At 46.6% G+C, this 17,318-nt stretch carries 16 protein-coding genes; 12 read left to right on the forward strand and 4 right to left on the reverse strand.

Annotated features, from left to right (window positions below; genetic code table 11):
- The first annotated feature begins 453 nt into the window (after positions 1–453).
- The 3 genes from AACX68_RS09225 to AACX68_RS09235 all read left to right on the forward strand — a co-directional run bounded on the left by AACX68_RS09225 (position 454) and on the right by AACX68_RS09235 (position 2,252).
- The gene (locus AACX68_RS09225) at positions 454–624 is read left to right on the forward strand and encodes a hypothetical protein (RefSeq protein WP_228857928.1); all 171 of its coding nucleotides are present in this window, start codon (positions 454–456) and stop codon (positions 622–624) included.
- A gap of 228 nt (positions 625–852) precedes the next feature.
- Positions 853–1,728, forward strand: a complete 876-nt coding sequence (locus AACX68_RS09230; protein ID WP_228857929.1) for an integrase domain-containing protein — start codon at positions 853–855, stop codon at positions 1,726–1,728.
- A 254-nt stretch (positions 1,729–1,982) separates the two neighbouring features.
- A complete protein-coding gene (locus tag AACX68_RS09235) occupies positions 1,983–2,252 on the forward strand; it encodes a helix-turn-helix domain-containing protein (protein WP_228857930.1) in 270 nt (89 codons plus the stop codon).
- A 453-nt stretch (positions 2,253–2,705) separates the two neighbouring features.
- Here AACX68_RS09235 and hppD read toward each other — a convergent pair whose 3' ends face one another.
- Positions 2,706–3,779, reverse strand: coding sequence for a 4-hydroxyphenylpyruvate dioxygenase (gene hppD / locus AACX68_RS09240; RefSeq protein WP_228857931.1), 1,074 nt, complete (start codon positions 3,777–3,779; stop codon positions 2,706–2,708).
- 193 nt (positions 3,780–3,972) lie between these two features.
- Positions 3,973–4,506 (reverse strand): cupin domain-containing protein, encoded by a 534-nt coding sequence (locus AACX68_RS09245; RefSeq protein WP_228857932.1) that lies wholly within the window; start codon positions 4,504–4,506, stop codon positions 3,973–3,975.
- 678 nt (positions 4,507–5,184) lie between these two features.
- On the opposite strand from AACX68_RS09245, the gene tyrP reads away from it, so the two are divergent.
- From tyrP to AACX68_RS09265, 4 genes are all read left to right on the forward strand, one after another.
- The gene (gene tyrP, locus AACX68_RS09250) at positions 5,185–6,390 is read left to right on the forward strand and encodes a tyrosine transporter TyrP (protein ID WP_228857933.1); all 1,206 of its coding nucleotides are present in this window, start codon (positions 5,185–5,187) and stop codon (positions 6,388–6,390) included.
- A gap of 141 nt (positions 6,391–6,531) precedes the next feature.
- Positions 6,532–7,272, forward strand: coding sequence for an SDR family NAD(P)-dependent oxidoreductase (locus AACX68_RS09255; RefSeq protein WP_099109773.1), 741 nt, complete (start codon positions 6,532–6,534; stop codon positions 7,270–7,272).
- Positions 7,273–7,433: 161 nt separating this feature from the next.
- Positions 7,434–8,870, forward strand: coding sequence for an MFS transporter (locus AACX68_RS09260; RefSeq protein WP_228857934.1), 1,437 nt, complete (start codon positions 7,434–7,436; stop codon positions 8,868–8,870).
- Between the two features lie 809 nt (positions 8,871–9,679).
- Positions 9,680–10,378 (forward strand): hypothetical protein, encoded by a 699-nt coding sequence (locus tag AACX68_RS09265; RefSeq protein WP_228857935.1) that lies wholly within the window; start codon positions 9,680–9,682, stop codon positions 10,376–10,378.
- 60 nt (positions 10,379–10,438) lie between these two features.
- On the opposite strand, the gene AACX68_RS09270 is transcribed toward AACX68_RS09265, so the two are convergent.
- Positions 10,439–10,690 carry an ogr/Delta-like zinc finger family protein gene (locus AACX68_RS09270; protein ID WP_228857936.1) on the reverse strand — a complete coding sequence of 84 codons (252 nt, stop codon included), beginning with the start codon at positions 10,688–10,690 and terminating at the stop codon, positions 10,439–10,441.
- A gap of 58 nt (positions 10,691–10,748) precedes the next feature.
- A complete protein-coding gene (locus tag AACX68_RS09275) occupies positions 10,749–11,858 on the reverse strand; it encodes a phage late control D family protein (RefSeq protein WP_228857957.1) in 1,110 nt (369 codons plus the stop codon).
- Between the two features lie 161 nt (positions 11,859–12,019).
- Here AACX68_RS09275 and AACX68_RS09280 point away from each other — a divergent pair, with 161 nt between their 5' ends.
- Genes AACX68_RS09280 through AACX68_RS09300 form a run of 5 tightly spaced genes read left to right on the forward strand, consistent with a single transcriptional unit; the run spans position 12,020 to position 17,318 of the window.
- Positions 12,020–13,195, forward strand: a complete 1,176-nt coding sequence (locus AACX68_RS09280; protein WP_228857937.1) for a phage tail sheath subtilisin-like domain-containing protein — start codon at positions 12,020–12,022, stop codon at positions 13,193–13,195.
- A gap of 12 nt (positions 13,196–13,207) precedes the next feature.
- Positions 13,208–13,720 (forward strand): phage major tail tube protein, encoded by a 513-nt coding sequence (locus AACX68_RS09285; RefSeq protein ID WP_228857938.1) that lies wholly within the window; start codon positions 13,208–13,210, stop codon positions 13,718–13,720.
- Positions 13,689–14,015 (forward strand): phage tail assembly protein, encoded by a 327-nt coding sequence (locus tag AACX68_RS09290; RefSeq protein ID WP_228857939.1) that lies wholly within the window; start codon positions 13,689–13,691, stop codon positions 14,013–14,015. The genes AACX68_RS09285 and AACX68_RS09290 overlap by 32 nt, the downstream gene beginning before the upstream one ends.
- The gene (locus AACX68_RS20180; RefSeq protein WP_370630266.1) at positions 13,972–14,211 is read left to right on the forward strand and encodes a GpE family phage tail protein; all 240 of its coding nucleotides are present in this window, start codon (positions 13,972–13,974) and stop codon (positions 14,209–14,211) included. The genes AACX68_RS09290 and AACX68_RS20180 overlap by 44 nt, the downstream gene beginning before the upstream one ends.
- Entirely contained in the window at positions 14,208–17,318 is a 3,111-nt protein-coding gene (locus AACX68_RS09300; RefSeq protein WP_228857940.1) for a phage tail tape measure protein, read from the forward strand. The genes AACX68_RS20180 and AACX68_RS09300 overlap by 4 nt, the downstream gene beginning before the upstream one ends.

Genomic DNA, 17,318 nt, shown 5'->3' on the forward strand with positions numbered 1-17,318 from the left:
ATCTCTTCTACACAAACGATCCATCGCCTGTCAGGATCGCCTTCGGGTGGCGAAATAAAACTCCTGTAGCCTGAAAGGGAGAGCAAGCATTGCGGTACATCTGCACACTTTTGGAAGCAGATATCGTCAGACACCTAACCCATCGTCCGGCGGTGAAAGTCTCTTAAACTGAAAAAGACCTCAAAAAGGTGTTTTTATATAGTCTCCCAAGTGCGTTGAACGTTGAGCCATGCACTTCTTTCATATCAGCATCAGACCTCATTTTCACTTAACTTTTGCATAGTGAGATCCAGTGACGTCCTGAACTCATATCACACCCCACGTTCAGAATGATTTTCACTTTTGATTCAACGTATTAACTGCTCATATTTGAAATATTCAGCAGACAACTTTTTACCCCTAAACAATTAACTCATTGCTTCCGTTTGACACCGAACCTTGCGGCGTTTTGCTATGCCTGTTGGCATTTCAACGCTTGCACGACTTTTGCTGACCGTTTGCGGATTTAAGGCGTCACTTTTTGCCGGTTTACCGCTGAAAGTGACGCCGCAGCCAAAAAACAACACAACCCTGACAGGCTCACGCCTGCTTCACCACGCAGTGAATCTGACACTGCATTTTTAGATTGAAAAAGGAGAACTTGACGATATCGAGGCTGGCTTTTTTGCCGGAGGGGATGACCTGCACACGCAGGCGGCAGTACCGCGTACTCAACCGATACCCCGCAATACCTCAACCTGCGTTCACTCTGGCGCACAGATATTCGTCAAGGGCAAAACCGGTGCTTTCTGTTTTGCCGCACTGACGCGCGCCAGAGATCGCATATCGTTAGGTATCAACAGGGAAAATGAGATGAGTCGATTGATGAAAGAATTAAAGTTTTTTGCCCGACAAGGTGGCGGCAGTCATAAGACCTGCCATGACCGTATTCGGATTGCAGGACGTTTGGGCGCGTTGTTATTGAGCCTGAATATTCAGGTGAAAAGTCTCAAGAATTTGAAAACCAAACATGTAGAGCAGTATGTTGATACCCGTTTATCTCAGGGGATTGCCAAACGAACAGTGCAGAATGAAATGTCCGCATTGCGTAATATCTTCCGTGTGGCAGGCAGAGAAAAACTGGAAACCTCGCCGCGTTTGAGCAATCAGGCATTGGGATTAAGCGGCACCAGCCGAGCCGGAACGAAACAGGCGATCCCTGATACTACGTTTCAGGCCGTTTATCAAAAAGCACTTGAACGTGATGTTGGATTTGCCGTCACCTTGAAACTTGCCCGCTTACTGGGATTACGTTCTCAGGAAGCGGTGCAATGCAGTGCGTCATTGAAAAGCTGGCGCAAACAATTAGAACAGCCAGAGCCGAAACTACATGTTGTTTTCGGTACAAAAGGTGGCCGACCAAGACAAACCCGTGTATTGGATGTTACTGCTGTAAAAGCGGCTGTCGAGCAAGCTATGGCTGTTGCAGAACAACGCGGCGGTAGATTGATTGATAAACCGGATCTCAAACAAGCCATGAACTACTGGCGGACACATACCACAAAGATTGGTTTAATCGGTTGTCATTCTCCCCACAGTTTGCGTTATGCGTGGGCGCAGGATGCGCTTAATTTTTACCAACAAAATGGTTTTAGCCGTCAGGAAGCACGGGCACTGGTATCAATGGATTTAGGGCACGGTGATGGTCGCGGGCGTTACATTGAACGGATTTATAGTCGTTCAACTTAGCCGTTCGGTTATTGAGTTAGATAAAGCAATCAGTTAAAGTATTCCCGCCATTAGCAAAATCTAGTGGTAAGGTTTCGCAGCCTTGTAAGGATTACCCACTGGTAGTAAGTTCCTCTACCAGTGCGTCTGCTATCACCCTTTCAATGGTGGTTCAGGCGGGGGAGGCTTCGGCCTCGCCGGATGGTAATCCCCGGTACTGCGAACCCTGTCTGAATCGCCACCATCAATATTAATTAATGGAAGGGGTAGCAGGAATGAATAACAACATTAGAACTGACTGGCATCAGGCCGATATCATCGCAGCATTACGTAAACGTGGAACAACCTTAGCGGCTGTTTCTCGTGAAGCGGGACTCAGTTCATCTACACTGGCAAATGCATTCAGTAGGCCGTGGCCGAAAGGTGAATGGATTATCGCAAATTACCTGGGTATCCATCCCTCAGAGATCTGGCCTAGTCGGTATTTCGATTCTTATACTGGAGAATTATTAGAAAGGAAAGTCCGTTCTAAGCCACAGGAATAACTGACTTTAATTTGTGATCGATTTCGTAAAAATGATAAATTTTAACATGAAGCCCTGAGCGTGAAATAGCAGCCCAATTTGACCATTTTTAACCCTCACGGCTTTTTTTCTTTAATGTAAAGATGAACAATAGTTACAAACCAAATTTTCTCGCGCAACATTGCAAATTTTTATTGTGAAACTCTTTCACAAATCTCCAGAGCCCAGTAGAGTTCTCATCCCTCTCATGTCTTCTGAAGATCGAATATAATTCTTTTATTTATTTTTATCGTGACACATCTTATAAAAGATTTATTGTGATATGTCACGAACTTTAATTTTTCATATCAATCGGAAGACAGTTGTAGCTATATTACAAAGTGTTACAGCATAACCTCAAGTTAATAAATATAATACAAGAAAGATACCGACCCAGATATAAAGCACATAGTGGTATTTCTTTGTTTTCAAGTATTAAATTGTTATAACTCCACGTTCAACCTGATCTCGCTCAATGGATTCAAATAACGCTTTGAAATTACCCTCTCCGAATCCCTGGTCTCCTTTACGTTGGATAAATTCAAAAAACACTGGACCTAATAGATTAGCTGAGAATATTTGTAATAGTAAGCGGGGCGTTCCATTTTCGATAGAACCATCCAAGAGAATACCTCTTCTTTGAAGTAGCTTAGGATCCTCACCATTATTAGGTATGCGCTCAGCAAGCATTTTATAATAACTTTCTGGAGGAGCTTTCATAAGTGGAACCCCTGCTTCAATTAGTTTATCCACACTATGAAAAATATCATCAGTAAGTAATGCTATATGTTGAATACCTTCTCCATTGAATTTCATTAAAAATTCTTCTATTTGACCAGAACCTTTATCTGATTCTTCATTAAGAGGTATTCGGATCTTACCATCAGGTGCAGTCATTGCCTTAGAAACTAAACCTGTGTATTCACCTTTAATATCAAAGTATCTAATTTCACGAAAATTAAAAACACTCTCATAAAAATTTGCCCAAAAGATCATACGACCTCGGTAGACATTATGAGTAAGATGGTCAACTTTTGTAAATCCATAGCCTCTTGGATACTTATCTATACCATCTAGATATTGAAAATCAATGTCATATATTGAAATTATTTCTTTAGAGTCATCAATCAAATATAGTGTCGTACCACCAATACCACGAATAGCAGGCAGACGTAGTTCCATCGGACCAGTAGGAATTTCGATAGGTTGTGCTCCTAATTCTATAGCCCGGTTATAGGCCTGATGAGCATCTTTGACACGAAAAGCTAAGCCACAGGCACCTGAACCATGTTCAGAAGCAAAATAAGCAGCGGCACTTTGAGGCTCTCTATTGACAATGAAGTTAATTTCACCTTGACGGTACAAAGAAACATTTTTAGAACGATGTCGGGCTATTTCAATGAACCCTAATAGTTCGAAAGTACGTTCAAGTAAATCTGGTTCTGGTGATGAAAACTCGATAAATTCAAATCCATTTAATCCCATTGGATTTTCGAAAATATCAGTCATGATTCCTCCTAATAATTAATAAGAAAATTTACAGAGTATAATCCCACCTATAAATATAGGAGACAAAATAATATTCAACAATAGAGTTACAGCTGATATTTAAATGAAATTCAAACCCAACAAATAGAAATAAGTAATTATAAAAACCACATATTTAGTTTATTTTAATATTTTGAAAAACTTTAGATAAGGTTTATTTTTTATTTTTCACATCAGTAGGATAGCTATCGAAATTCCCACCTTCTAATTCGATGTAGGATTTATATTTTTTACGAATCTCAACTAATTCACTGGCTGAAAGTGGAATTACCGGATCTCCAGAGGGAACTGATGTTGCCCTAACATATTCTTCAAATCCGGGGGTAGTAAAAATCCATATTATCGTTGCAGTTGTATTACCTCTATTTTCGAACCCCATCCACGTATTTTCTGGAGCATAGGCCATTCCACCTGCACTTAAAGCACGCCTTTCATTGCCTATGTGAGCAATTACAGAGCCTGATTGTACGATTATTAGCTCTTCTGAATGTGTATGACGATGACGAGGAATAACCTTTCCTGGAGGAATATCCTCAGTACCAACAGAAAATCTTTTTGCTCCAGTAGTAACAGGATCTACCTTAATTGTTAAAGGATATCCCCAACGCCTGGTTAATTGCTCCCCCTCTTCTACTGATAGAATAGCTGGTGTTTGTTCTTTAATATTGTTGTTTGGATAACTACTCATGATGTTAATTTCCTTTGCTTTTTTGCTTCTTAAATGGGTCGTTTCTATTAACACATAAAACAACAAATCACACTCAATTATTAATATAGTCTCAATTCAACAAAAATAAAAATTTTCCTCAGAGAATACTCTGAAAACATAATTAATTATAATTATCAACCACATGAAATGTGGTTAAATGTCTAGTGTAAAATAAATTTATTACCTATATAAATAAAACACCTATATTCAATTAACACCTTTATCACTTTGTCGTTCATAAGGAGACAGTCATCTCTCCCCCTATCAGCAGTGTATTGAAAATATATGATTTATTTCAATAAAGAGAGGCCATCATAATGAACAATGTCACACCTATTAACATCATCAGTTCAATCAATAAAAAATGCAATACTATCCAGACAGGGCTTAATGCGACAGAACCATTCATTGTTATTATACTATTAATATAAGTGTATCTACTCAACGCCAAATTGTATTAATAAGACTACGCGGGGTATTAGTACAGGAAGTTACGCTTTAAAATTTTAATTTCTAACCACAGTATCTATGCTTCGTAATTCTTTTACAAAAATGGAGAACTATGAAAATCAATAAAGTGGCGCTTTTCGCTGCATTCCATTGAGGAATAATTTTTATTGACACAATTTTATCAACCCATGCAAAAATGAGGCTAGCGTGAAGAATCGCACTATTGGTAGTACTTTTATCATAGCCGGCACGACTATTGGAGCAGGAATGCTAGCTATGCCACTGGCTGCAGCAGGTGTCGGTTTTGGAACGACACTGATTATGTTAATCGTACTGTGGGCATTGATGTGCTATACCGGACTCCTGCTGGTAGAAGTTTATCAACATAATAAGGCCAGTACCGGTCTGGGAACGATTGCAAAACACTACTTAGGTACCGGTGGGCAGGTATTAGCGAGCTTCAGTATGCTATTCCTGATGTATGCTCTGACAACGGCATATATCAGCGGGGCTGGTGAATTGTTAGCTGCCAGCCTGTCTTCTTGGCTGGGTAAAAAAATATCTGTTTCCATTGGGATCATTGCGTTTACGATAATTTTCGGTGGTGTCGTATGTATCAGCACCCAATCCGTTGATTTTATTAATCGTTTAGTGTTTACTGCCAAAATCGTGTTTCTGGTGATAGTACTCAGCGTGATGATGCCTCATGTTGATAAAATCAATCTCATATCAATGCCGTTAGAACAAGGGCTTGTGTTATCTGCCATCCCGGTGATTTTTACTTCATTCGGCTTTCACGGAAGTGTACCGAGTATCGTTTCCTATATGGGAGGGGATACAAATAAACTACGAAAAATAATTATTATCGGTAGTGCTATTCCCTTGTGTGCTTATATTCTGTGGCAATTAGTCACTCTTGGGGCAATTTCTTCCAAAACCTTTGTTGGAATCCTTGCTCAACAATCTGGATTAAATGGTTTATTGCAAGCCATAAGGGAAATTGTTATTTCACCAAGAATGGAACTTTCCGCCCGTCTGTTTGCTGACCTTGCATTGGTAACTTCATTTCTGGGTGTTTCACTCGGCCTGTTTGATTATCTTGCCGACCTACTGAAACGCCACAACCATACCATCGGACGTTTGCAAACTGGCCTGATAACATTTCTTCCACCTATGTTATGTGCCCTATTTTACCCTAACTTTGTTATGGCATTATCGTTCGCCGCTGTTGCGTTATCAATTCTGGCGTTACTACTGCCTTGCCTGTTGGTCTGGCGTTGTCGTAAAGAAAATCAAGGAGGATATCGTGTTAAAGGCCGTAATCCAACGTTGATACTAGTTTTTCTTTGTGGCCTTACGGTAATTGCTATTCAGATTGGTATTGTTAGCGGAGCACTTCCGGAAATAGGCTAATAAAAAACATTTCCACATTTTCAATGATGCGGTCATGATGGCTTAGAAAAAGTAATGCATCGCTTTAATGAATGTTCCTATCACTTAACCCTTGCCTCAGAAATGATCTTTTAGCTTTAATTATAAATAGGAGTTTTAACCATGAGTTCACTCACAGGTAAAGTTGCTCTCATTACTGGTGGCAGCCGCGGTATTGGTGCCGCCATTGCTCGAATACTGGCTGCACATGGCGCAGATGTTGCTATTACCTACAACACATCCAAGAACAAAGCAGAAGCAGTTGCGGCAGAGATCCACACACTCGGTCAACGAGCTGAAATCATTGCTGCCGATGCCTACGATGTCAAGCAAATGATTTCCGCTGTAGATACGGCAGTCGCTAAGCTTGGGCAACTCGACATTCTGGTCAACAATGCTGGCAATTTTCTGACAGGCACTATTGATTCACTTACACCGGACGATTTTGAGCGCACAATATCAGTTAACCTACGAGCTGTGTTTGTTGCCATCATGCAAGCGGTCAAATATTTACCAGATGGTGGTCGTATCATTTCTCTGGGAAGCTGCCTTGCCACTCGAGCCGGACGATCGGGTATCAGCTTATATGCTACTAGTAAGTCAGCTCTGGTTGGTTTAACAAAAGGTGTCGCCCATGATCTGGGTAAACGAGGCATCACAGTCAACTTAATTAATCCTGGACCAGTCAACACCGATATGAATCCAGCCAATGGACCGCGAGCTTCATCTACATTGGCTAAACTAGCTCTCAATACCTATGGTCAACCCGAAGATATTGCTAAAACCGTATTATATTTAGCTAGTAACAGTGGGCGTTACATTACGGGCGCAGTGATTGACGTAGATGGTGGCTTCAACGCTTAAATCAATCCAAGCAGACGAAAATAGCTAATTTACCAATAGGCTATAAGAATGGATAACCCCAGCCCTTTGAAGCAGAAATGATTATGCAGACTAACTTCTGCTATAACACACTCAGTTAATTTTGAACTGATTTACGCCTATATGCATAAAGGTAGCAAAACATGATAGATACTAATGCCACTAAAAGGGACTCACCTCCCCAGCGCTGGATTATGTTTGCCATATTGCTAGTAGGGGCGTTTCTTCCTCCACTCGATTTTTTTATTGTCAATGTGGCGTTACCCGACATCAGAGATGAACTGGGTATAAGTCCAGCAGGCCAACAACTGATTATCTCTACTTATGCAACCATGTATGCCGTTATGTTGATTACGGGTGGTCGCCTGGGAGATATTTATGGCCGTAATCGCATCTTTTTCATCGGACTGACCGGGTTTGCTCTCGCTTCAACCTTGTGTGGCCTTGCCACGTCACCTTGGGTATTAATTATCGGACGGGCCTTACAGGGACTAACTGCAGCTATCATGGCTCCACAGGCATTAGCATCAATTCAGGCCATTTTCCCTGATGCCGAAAAACCCAAAGCATTGGGAATTTATGGTGCAATATTTGGCTTGGCCTCTGTGGTCGGCCAAGTATTCGGAGGAATGCTGATTTCCTTAAATATCTTTGGACTGGGGTGGAGACTCATCTTCCTTGTGAATATACCTATCATCATTCTCGTCCTTATTTTCGGCCTTCCGTTACTGCAGGAAACAAGAATACAGCATAGCCGTCGGCTAGATTTCACTGGCGTATTGCTGTCCGTGTTAACACTAGGCTGTGTAGTCATTCCATTAATTGAGGGCCGTGAAGCCGGATGGCCACTATGGGCCTGGATATCACTGGCTCTATCTCCAGTGTTGGCAGTAGTTTTCTGGCGTTATGAAACCCGCCTGGCTGCAAACGGTGGTGAACCACTGATTAACCCATCAGCGTTCCAAACGCCTGGTCTACGCACAGGATTAGTTGTCGCACTGCTATTCTACTCCATTGCCGCCTTCTTTCTCCTGTTGTCCATCTACCTTCAGGGAGCACTCGATGAAACACCATTAACAGCGGGTTTGGTTTTTCTGCCTTTTGGATTGGGCTTCCTACTGGGTCCATTATCCACCCCAATTGCGGGACGATGGCTGGGTCGATTCGTTAATTCTGTTGGCATGACGCTAGAAGCAGCAGGTTTCATCGCATTGATAATCCTTATTTCCGGAACTCTACCAGACCATCCCCCGTCTGGAGTTTTGCTGGCTTTGATATTATTTTTGATCGGGTATGGTCAAGGTCTGGCTCTACCAACTCTGGTCAAGATGATTATCAGCCGTGTAGATGCAGGCTATTCTGGAATGATTTCTGGAATTATAAACTCAACACTACAAATCAGCGCAGCACTCAGCGTGGCTATTATTGGCGGTATTTTCTTTACCGTACTTGGTTCACGGCATGATGTATCAGCCATATCATCTGCATTTATTGCTGCAATGCTTTGTATCGCTATTCTTCTAATATTGGGCGCAATACTGAGTTTTCGGATAGTCAGACAAGAACAGACAAAGAAATGATGGCATTGATGCAAATAGAATAGCAGGTTGATCCAGAAACGTGAGGAAACCCAAGTTTGTTGACAGGTATATTGTCGTAGCCTTTCAAAAGCTGAAACTACTGCATGGTGCCGAGTATGGGGTGTTATTTAAGATCTACTTCATAAAAAATAATAAATCTTAATGTGATATTCTAAAAAGTAAATGACAACCTAATTAGACTATTTTTAAACCTTGCGATTTCCTTACTCTAAAACGACGACAAAACACACAAGTTCATATAACTCATATAAAGAAAAGCAAAATCAGTTAGATACTCTAATTCAGGAAGCAAAAAATTCTGGGGGCACTATCAGGGGCATAAAATCAATAAATAAAAATAAATACCATATATTCAACATATTATGTATATTTACTAGTCCCGCCCTGGCACCAAATTAAAAACCACTGATAAAACAGTGAGTTCGGGAATAAAAAAGGCCACCGCAAGGTGGCTTTTTTCTTTGTTTTAAACTGCACGAAAATAGCAAAGTGGCGACGAAATGGCGACGGAGTGGCGACGCAGTTTTTCTCTTATCGCCAGATACCCTTCAATTAACCGCCTTTTCACAGTGACTTCGCTCACGAATCAAAATTAAAAAATCCGCTGTACGAATGAAAAAATACCCTTCTATTTTCGAAAGGTTTTCTGCTTCATCGCTATCAATCTATTAGATAAATCTCACATCTATACAGACCCCTCCTTGACCAGACATGCTCATTTGTCATATTTGTCCCATTATTGTGATGAAAATGGATAACCAAACAAAATTGGATAGGGATTGATGGCTATGAAACGCATAAATTGTAAAAAATGTCAGGGGGAGATAACACCGAATGAACAAACATGCCCACACTGTGGAGAAAAAAGATCAAGCGGATTAAAGCCGCAAACCATCATAGCCATAACCGTTGGTATTATGGCTTGTGCCGCGACCTTCCATATCGTCAGTAATGCTGACTTGACTAGCCGTTATGACCAGCAGACTGCTTCCAACGATAAAAGCCATTTTTCTTTCAATAAAATACGTGAGATGGTGACGGGGCCTTTCTACACCTGCTTAACTCAACGCTATTCTGCGAAACCGGGTAAGCTAAAACCTGATGAAATTCTGGCGTGTGATGAGGATTTCAGAAAATATTTAAGTACACCTGATGACTCCATCAATCTGGATAACTTTATTGCAAACTTTAACCGCACCAATAATGCCTACAAACCGTTAGAAAACGCCATTAAACGCAATATGTTTGATGTTTCCAGTTATCAGCATATTGAAACAACCTACCAATTAGCCCTCAACCAGCAACAACAACCTTACGCTGTCGTACACACCGTATTCAAAGGCAGAAGTATATTCGAAAGGATAGAAGAAGATTATCGTACGGCGAAAGTAGATATAAAAACGGGCGAAGTTATAGCGTACATACCGAAAGTGACCGTATCAGATGAAGGACAGGTTTTCGTGATAACGGACATGCTCCCTGAATAATAAATTTTCTGCATAACAAATACAGAATAAGCCCCGATTTTTATTCGGGGCTGCCTTCAATCAGAATCCAAATCCAATTTGTTCATCACCGTAATGGCTGGCCGGGAACGCCAGTTTCGGAACGGTAAAATCAGTCGGAAGTTGCTGAGGTGTCGGGAGTGTCAAATACCGCTCAATGCTGGTGATCGTGGTAAACGTGCAGCCACACAGAATATTCTGGCATTGGTGATAACTGCGCCGTGTTTCTTCACTCATCATTTCGCTGGTTCGCGTCTTTGCCACAGCGCCGCATTGGGGACAGGTAAACGCCATGAAAAAACCCTCCATCATTGGGGGTGTGCCTGCCGCGATTATACCGCATTGTTTATGATTATTGGTCACTTTCTGCCATGTCCGTCTCCTTAATTTTTAATTCCAGCTCTAACTGAGTGGTAAAGCCATTTTCATTGATGACATGAACCACCCGCGATAACGTCCATTGGTGGCTGTCAATGGTGGCCTTAAATCCCACCACAGCCGCCGTCAGATCGGGATACAGTTCTGCCCTGCCCCGTGCCAGTGTGATAGCAAACTCCGCCGCCCCGCGTTGCAGGCGTGACCACTTTGATGCCGCCGCACGTCGGGCAGCCTGCTCGGTTTTGAACGTCTGGCGCATCACGTAGACGTTCCCGTCTGCCCCTTCCAGATACTCCCCTTCACGGCGGCTAGACCGGGCTTTTTTTTCTTTACTTTGTTTGCGCTTACGCTTCAGGGTGGTGGCGGGTTGTTTGCCAAAATTCAGATCCAGCCAACAGGCTTTAACCCCGGTATAAGCGGCACGGTCAGCTACGCGGAAGCTGTGCCGATCGCCACTGTCACGATGAAGGGTGACAACCGGCAACAGGCTGCCACTCTGTGATACTCCCTGCCCTGGCACGATAAACAACAGACGGCCATTCTTAATCGTCGCCACCGCGCCAACCATCTCTGCCATGCGGGACAGGAAGCTGATATCACTTTCATTGGTCTGGTCAGCATGATCAATTTCAACTCCCATCAATTGACGACTCACGCCCGGTTGCAGGTCATAGCGCCCGGCAATGGCACTCACCACATCACCAATGGTGACATCATGCCAGCTATACTCCCGTTTGATGTTGAACTCTTCCCGAAAATCCGCACTGCGGGCGGTGATCTCCAACCTGTCAGGGGGCCCACTGTGACTGATTTCATCCACGACGAACAACCCCTTTTCGACTAGAGGTTCCCCCTGCCAGCCCAGCCTGACGGCAATTTCTGCGCCACGCGGTGGCAATGCCACTTTACCGTCCGTGTCATCAATCGCCAGTTCCAGTGTATCGGCCTCAAAGCCGCGGTTATCGGTCAGTGACAGGGACAGCAGGCGATCATTCAGGGAAGTGATTTTTTCTCCGCCAATACGCAGGTCAAAAGCGGGTTGTTTCACGTAATCCGTGCTGGTCAGAATATCAATCGGGTTCATGGGGCTCTCATCTGTTGCGAAGTTATCCCATGATTGCCCCGCGCGGGCGCGCGAACAATGCCTGTCCGGTGTCAGCGCTCCGCGAGAAGCCGCTCCGCGTGATTTGCCTGTCAAAAGACCGCAACATAGCGTTATCGACAATCTGATGAGGCAACAAGGTTATGTCATTTCATCATGGCGTATCGGTCAGGGAAACCACCGAACTCAGCACGCTGATACGCGATATTAATACCGCCGTGATTGCGGTTATTTGTACGGCGGATGATGCCGACGCCGAGACATTCCCGCTGGATATGCCGGTCTTAGTCACCCGTATCAACAGTGTCATCGGCAAGGCGGGGAAAACCGGCACGTTATACACCACACTGAAAGCCATTTCTGACCAGTGCAGCCCGAAAGTGATTGTGATCCGCGTTGCTGACGCCACCAACCAGAAAGGGGACGGCGAGAAGAAAACACAGGATCAGTTGGTTATTGGCGGACTCAGTACAACGGGACGCTACACCGGGTTATATGCGCTACTGGCTGCCGAAATCAACACCGGCGAACACCCGCGTTTGCTGGCTGTCCCTCAACTGGACACGCAACCTGTTGCCCTGCAACTGGCGATTTTTGCCGAAAAATTAAAGGCCTTCGCTTATATCAGCGCCCATAACTGCAAGACGCTGGCCGAGGTGAAGACGTACCGCAAAAATTTCAGTCAACGTGAAATCATGATGATTTACCCGGATTTCATCACCTATAACAGCCTGTCCGGGCAGAATGAAACCGTACCGGCGACCGCGTTTGCACTGGGTTTGCGTGCCCGCATTGATGCTGAACAGGGCTGGCATAAGTCGCTGTCTAACGTGCCGATTAATGGTGTACTGGGGATTTCCGCCGATATCTACTGGACATTACAGGGCACGGATACTGATGCGGACGACCTGAACAGCAAAGGCATCACCACGCTGATTAAGCGTGACGGCTTCCGATTTTGGGGCAACCGTACCTGTGATGCCCAGACCTACTTCTTCGAAGTGTACACCCGCACCGCGCAGATACTGGCTGACATGATCGCTGAAGCGCATTTCGCCTATGTCGATAAACCCCTGTTGCCGTCACTGGTAAAAGATGTGGTGGACGGTATCAACCGTAAAGGCGCACAACTGGTCACTGAGGGGCGTTTGCTGGGGTTTGAATGTTGGTTTGATCCGACCGACAACCCGAAAGAAATGCTGCGCGATGGGACAGCAACGATCCACTACAAATACACGCCTGTTCCGCCGCTGGAAAACCTGCAACTGGTGCAGACGTTTACCGATGAATATTTTGCTGTTTTTAATCAGTTAGGTTAAGGGGAAATTCGCATGGGGATGCCGAAAAAACTCTTTATGTTTGATGTCTTTATTGATGGTCAGACATATTTGGGACAGGTTGAGGAAGTGACGACGCCCAAGTTAACCCTCAAGACCGAAGATTATCAGGGTGCCGGAATGCCCGGCTCCGTGGCCGTTCTGATGGGCATGGATAGCGGCGCACTGGATATGGAAGTCACCATGGGCGGACTGGAAGCCAGCCTGCTCAAAACATGGGGCGGCCGGATTGACAGCCTGCAACTGCGTTTTGCCGGATCGTACTACGACGATGCCACCGGGGAAACCGTCGCCTGTGAGATCCAGACCCGCGGGCGCTTTACCGAAGTAGACTGGGGCAGCGCCAAAGCCGGGGAAAATACCCAGCATAAGTACACACTGAAAAATACCTACTGCAAGATCACGCTGAACAATGACGAGCTGCATGAAGTCGATATGCTCAATCTGGTCTGGCGGGTAAACGGTCAGGATCTGCTTGAAAAACACCGGGCCAATATTGGTCATTAATCGATTTATTATCAGGAGTTATTACGCTATGGCACACACTATCACACTCAGCCAGCCACTGAAACTGGCGAACGGACAGGAAATTACTGAGATCACCATCACGGATACCATGAAACAGGTCGGTGCGCTGCGCGGGTTAAAGCTGTATGACGTCATGACCAGCGATGTGAACTCTCTCATCACGCTGCTGCCCCGCGTGACCCATCCGCGCCTCAGTGAAGTGGATGTCAGTACGATGAACGTTCAGGATTTTGCCCTGCTGGCCGGCGGGGTGGCGGGGTGGCGGATTTTTTAGCACCCACCTCACCCGAGAGCAAGACGAACGAACAGGCCGACAGCTAATTCCCTGCCCCACTGCCGATACTGACGAAATCATTGCAGATATTGCTACTGTATTTCACTGGTCGCCGTCAGAGTGCTACGCAATGACGGTCAGTGAACTGCTGAAATGGCACGAACGCGCGGCGACCCGAAACGGAAATGAATCATGACCGACCGCAATTTAAATATCCGGGTCTCACTGAACGCCGCCAACCGACTCTCCGGCCCCCTGAATGCTGCCAGCCGGGCAGCCGCGGGGCTGTCTTCCCAAATCCGCAATACCCAGAACAGTGCCCGTAATCTGCAAAGTCAGGCGCGAACCTTTGAACGACTGACCGACTCCGTTAGAAAGACCAGTGAGAGCTACGAAGAAGCCAAAGCCAAAGTGAAGGCGCTGGCAACCGAATTCCCGCGTTTCAGGGAACAGACGGAAGAACAGCGCCGGATATTACTGGCTGCCCGGCAGGAACGGGATCGTTATGGCCGTACACTGAGAAATGAACAGCAAGCATTACGCACATTAGGTGAACGCCTGTACCGGCATGGTATTTTTGTCAACCGCAGCACCAGTGTCACTGATCAGGCGACCCAACGCACCGCAGCCTATAACCGCCAACTGGCCGAACAACAACGCCGGCTGACGGCCGTCACACAGGCACAAGCTCGCTATTCGGCCGCCAAAGAAACCCGTAGCAAACTGGCGGCGGGCGGGGCGGCAGCGGTGGCAACAGGCGCGGGTTCCCTGTATGGCATGAATCGCTTTATTGCACCGGGCAGGGATTTTGACGCCCGGATGGCTAATGTCCGGGCACTTACCAATCTGGAAAAACACGATCCCCGTTTCCAGATGTTACGCGATCAAGCGAAGCAGCTCGGCTCAGAAACCGCCTACACCGCCACCGATGCTGCGATGGGGCAAAAGTTTCTGGCTACGGCTGGTTTGACCCCGGAGGCGATCAAGGCCGTCTTGCCAGATATCCTGAATATGGCGCTGGCCGGTGAAGTAGAGCTGGGCGAAGCCTCGGATATCGGGGCTAAAATTCTGTCACAGTTCAAACTGAATCCCGATCAGATGGGTCGCGTGTCTGATGTCTTAACGACCACATTCACGGGTGCCACCACGAACCTGCAAGCCCTCAGTGAGGCGATGAAAGAAGCCGGGCCGCTGTCATCACAACTGGGGATCAGTCTGGAAAGTACCGCTGCCATGCTGGGAGTCATGGCCGATAATGGCATTGATGGCAGTATGGCCGGTACGGCTTTTCGTGGCGGGATATCCCGGATGATTGCCCCTACGGGCGGTGCAGCGGATGCGATGACGGCTCTCGGCGTAAAGGTGAAAAAAGCCAATGGTGAACTGCGCGATGCCGACGAGATCCTGAAAGAGATGGCTATCAGCCTGCGTAAATACGATAAGGCCAGCCAGCTTAAGCTGAAAAAAGATATTTTTGGCGAAGAAGCCATGATTGCCATGACCGGTCTGTTGGATGGCATGGTAGATGGAAAATACACACAGAAAAAAACCGCCAATGACAATCCCCAAGGCCGCTCGAAAAAAATTGCGGATGTCAACGCCGATAGCTGGGATGGTGACCTGAAAAACTTAACCTCCGCGTGGGAAGGGTTAAGAGTGGAAGTCAAAGAACAGGTCGATCCCGTATTGCGTGACATTACCCAACGGATTACAGCCTGTTTACGTCGTGTCAGTGAATGGACAAAAGCCCACCCCAATCTGACGAAAGGATTGGCACTCGGCGCAGCGGCCATCGGGATAATGGTCACGGCACTGGGCGCACTGGCACTGGCGGCCGCCGCCGTGCTTGTCCCATTTGCGGCCTTCCGCCTCAGTCTGTTTATGCTGACCCGGGGTGGCGGACTGGCAACCCTGTTCCCGTCGCTGGGGCGGTTGTCCGGCCGATTGCGGGGATTGCTGCCCTCACTGGGGGGTGTCAGCCGGAGTGTGAAAGGTTGGAAGCCGATTTTTCGCGGTGCAGGTACAGCCATTCTCAATTTCGGCAACCGGATGAAGGGATTGGCCTCCGGTGGCTGGGATGCATTAAAAAAGGGGGGAATGGCCGCCGGACGGGGTTTATTGCTGGTTTTCACGCAACCGATGACGGCATTGGTCATGTTAGGTAATGGGTTAAAGGGACTGGCCACGGGCGGCTTTGGGATGCTCATCAATGTGGTACGTGTTGGCTTTACCGCGATGATGGGCGGTTTTTCACTGTTACTCAGCCCAATAGGGATACTGGTCATCGCCATTGTCGCCGCCGCTTTGCTTATCTGGAAATACTGGGAACCCATCAAAGCCTGGTTTGCCGGTTTTTTCAGCGGGTTAATGGAAGCCATCGGCCCGGTACGTGATACGCTCGCCGCGGCCTTTGCCCCGTTCGCCCCGATTTTTGATGCCATCGGCAATGCCATCAAAAAAGTCTGGGACTGGTTTAAATCCCTGTTCGAACCGGTTAACACCTCCGCAGAAGGCTTGAAAGCCGCCACCGAAGCTGGCCAGACGTTCGGCCGACTGGTCGGCAAGGCGATTGCCGGGGTAGTGAATGTCATTGCGGCCGTAGCCAAAGGGGTGGGCTGGTTGCTGGAAAAACTGGGGATGATCCCGGATGCCACTCAAGCCGCCGCCGAAGCCGCCAATGCGATGGGACCAGTGAACCTGCCCGAAGTGCAAAAATCGGTGAAGTGGGTCTGGGATGACAACGCGAAAAAAATGGTTCAACAGGAATGGCTCCCCACGCCGCCGGATCAGGCCATCGCGAAAGCCGCTGAAAAAGCCGAGGACACCAAGCCGAAAACGGAATCCCCGAAAATCGACCAGCCGGAATCCGGTCCACTGGTCTACAACTCCGGCGACAAAAAAGACAAGAATACTACCGGCGCACTGGCCGCCGCAGGCAATGCGGCCCCACAAACCGATCCCAATAAACTGGGCGAGATTGTCTTTAAAAACCGCCCACCGGTGATCCCGGTTGACGGGCTGTATCAGGAACCGCGCTTACAGCAACCCTCACTGCTCAGCCGCCTGACGGAAGCTCTGCAACCCCGCCAACCGGTCTTGGATGGTGTACCGGTGCCCATGACGCCCGCACGCGCCGGCAGTAGCCCTGCCCCACGGAATGAGCATTATTCGTTTAACCTGCATTTTCACGGCGTGGACATGAAAGACAGCCGATCGATCAGTACGCTGGTGAAAGCCGAAATCGACAAAATCATGCAGCAACAGGGCGTGCGCCGCCGCTCCAGCCTGTACGACGAGGATTAA

This window comes from Xenorhabdus sp. PB61.4 (genome assembly GCF_963894935.1).
Lineage (GTDB): Bacteria > Pseudomonadota > Gammaproteobacteria > Enterobacterales > Enterobacteriaceae > Xenorhabdus > Xenorhabdus stockiae.

Bases quoted from the DNA above. Each gene is read 5' to 3' on its own strand.
- AACX68_RS09225 (WP_228857928.1), top strand. From the start codon at position 454: ATGCCTGTTGGCATTTCAACGCTTGCACGACTTTTGCTGACCGTTTGC.
- AACX68_RS09230 (WP_228857929.1), top strand. From the start codon at position 853: ATGAGTCGATTGATGAAAGAATTAAAGTTTTTTGCCCGACAAGGTGGC.
- AACX68_RS09235 (WP_228857930.1), top strand. From the start codon at position 1,983: ATGAATAACAACATTAGAACTGACTGGCATCAGGCCGATATCATCGCA.
- hppD (WP_228857931.1), bottom strand. From the start codon at position 3,779: ATGACTGATATTTTCGAAAATCCAATGGGATTAAATGGATTTGAATTT.
- AACX68_RS09245 (WP_228857932.1), bottom strand. From the start codon at position 4,506: ATGAGTAGTTATCCAAACAACAATATTAAAGAACAAACACCAGCTATT.
- AACX68_RS09255 (WP_099109773.1), top strand. From the start codon at position 6,532: ATGAGTTCACTCACAGGTAAAGTTGCTCTCATTACTGGTGGCAGCCGC.
- AACX68_RS09260 (WP_228857934.1), top strand. From the start codon at position 7,434: ATGATAGATACTAATGCCACTAAAAGGGACTCACCTCCCCAGCGCTGG.
- AACX68_RS09265 (WP_228857935.1), top strand. From the start codon at position 9,680: ATGAAACGCATAAATTGTAAAAAATGTCAGGGGGAGATAACACCGAAT.
- AACX68_RS09270 (WP_228857936.1), bottom strand. From the start codon at position 10,690: ATGGCGTTTACCTGTCCCCAATGCGGCGCTGTGGCAAAGACGCGAACC.
- AACX68_RS09275 (WP_228857957.1), bottom strand. From the start codon at position 11,858: ATGAACCCGATTGATATTCTGACCAGCACGGATTACGTGAAACAACCC.
- AACX68_RS09280 (WP_228857937.1), top strand. From the start codon at position 12,020: ATGTCATTTCATCATGGCGTATCGGTCAGGGAAACCACCGAACTCAGC.
- AACX68_RS09285 (WP_228857938.1), top strand. From the start codon at position 13,208: ATGGGGATGCCGAAAAAACTCTTTATGTTTGATGTCTTTATTGATGGT.
- AACX68_RS09300 (WP_228857940.1), top strand. From the start codon at position 14,208: ATGACCGACCGCAATTTAAATATCCGGGTCTCACTGAACGCCGCCAAC.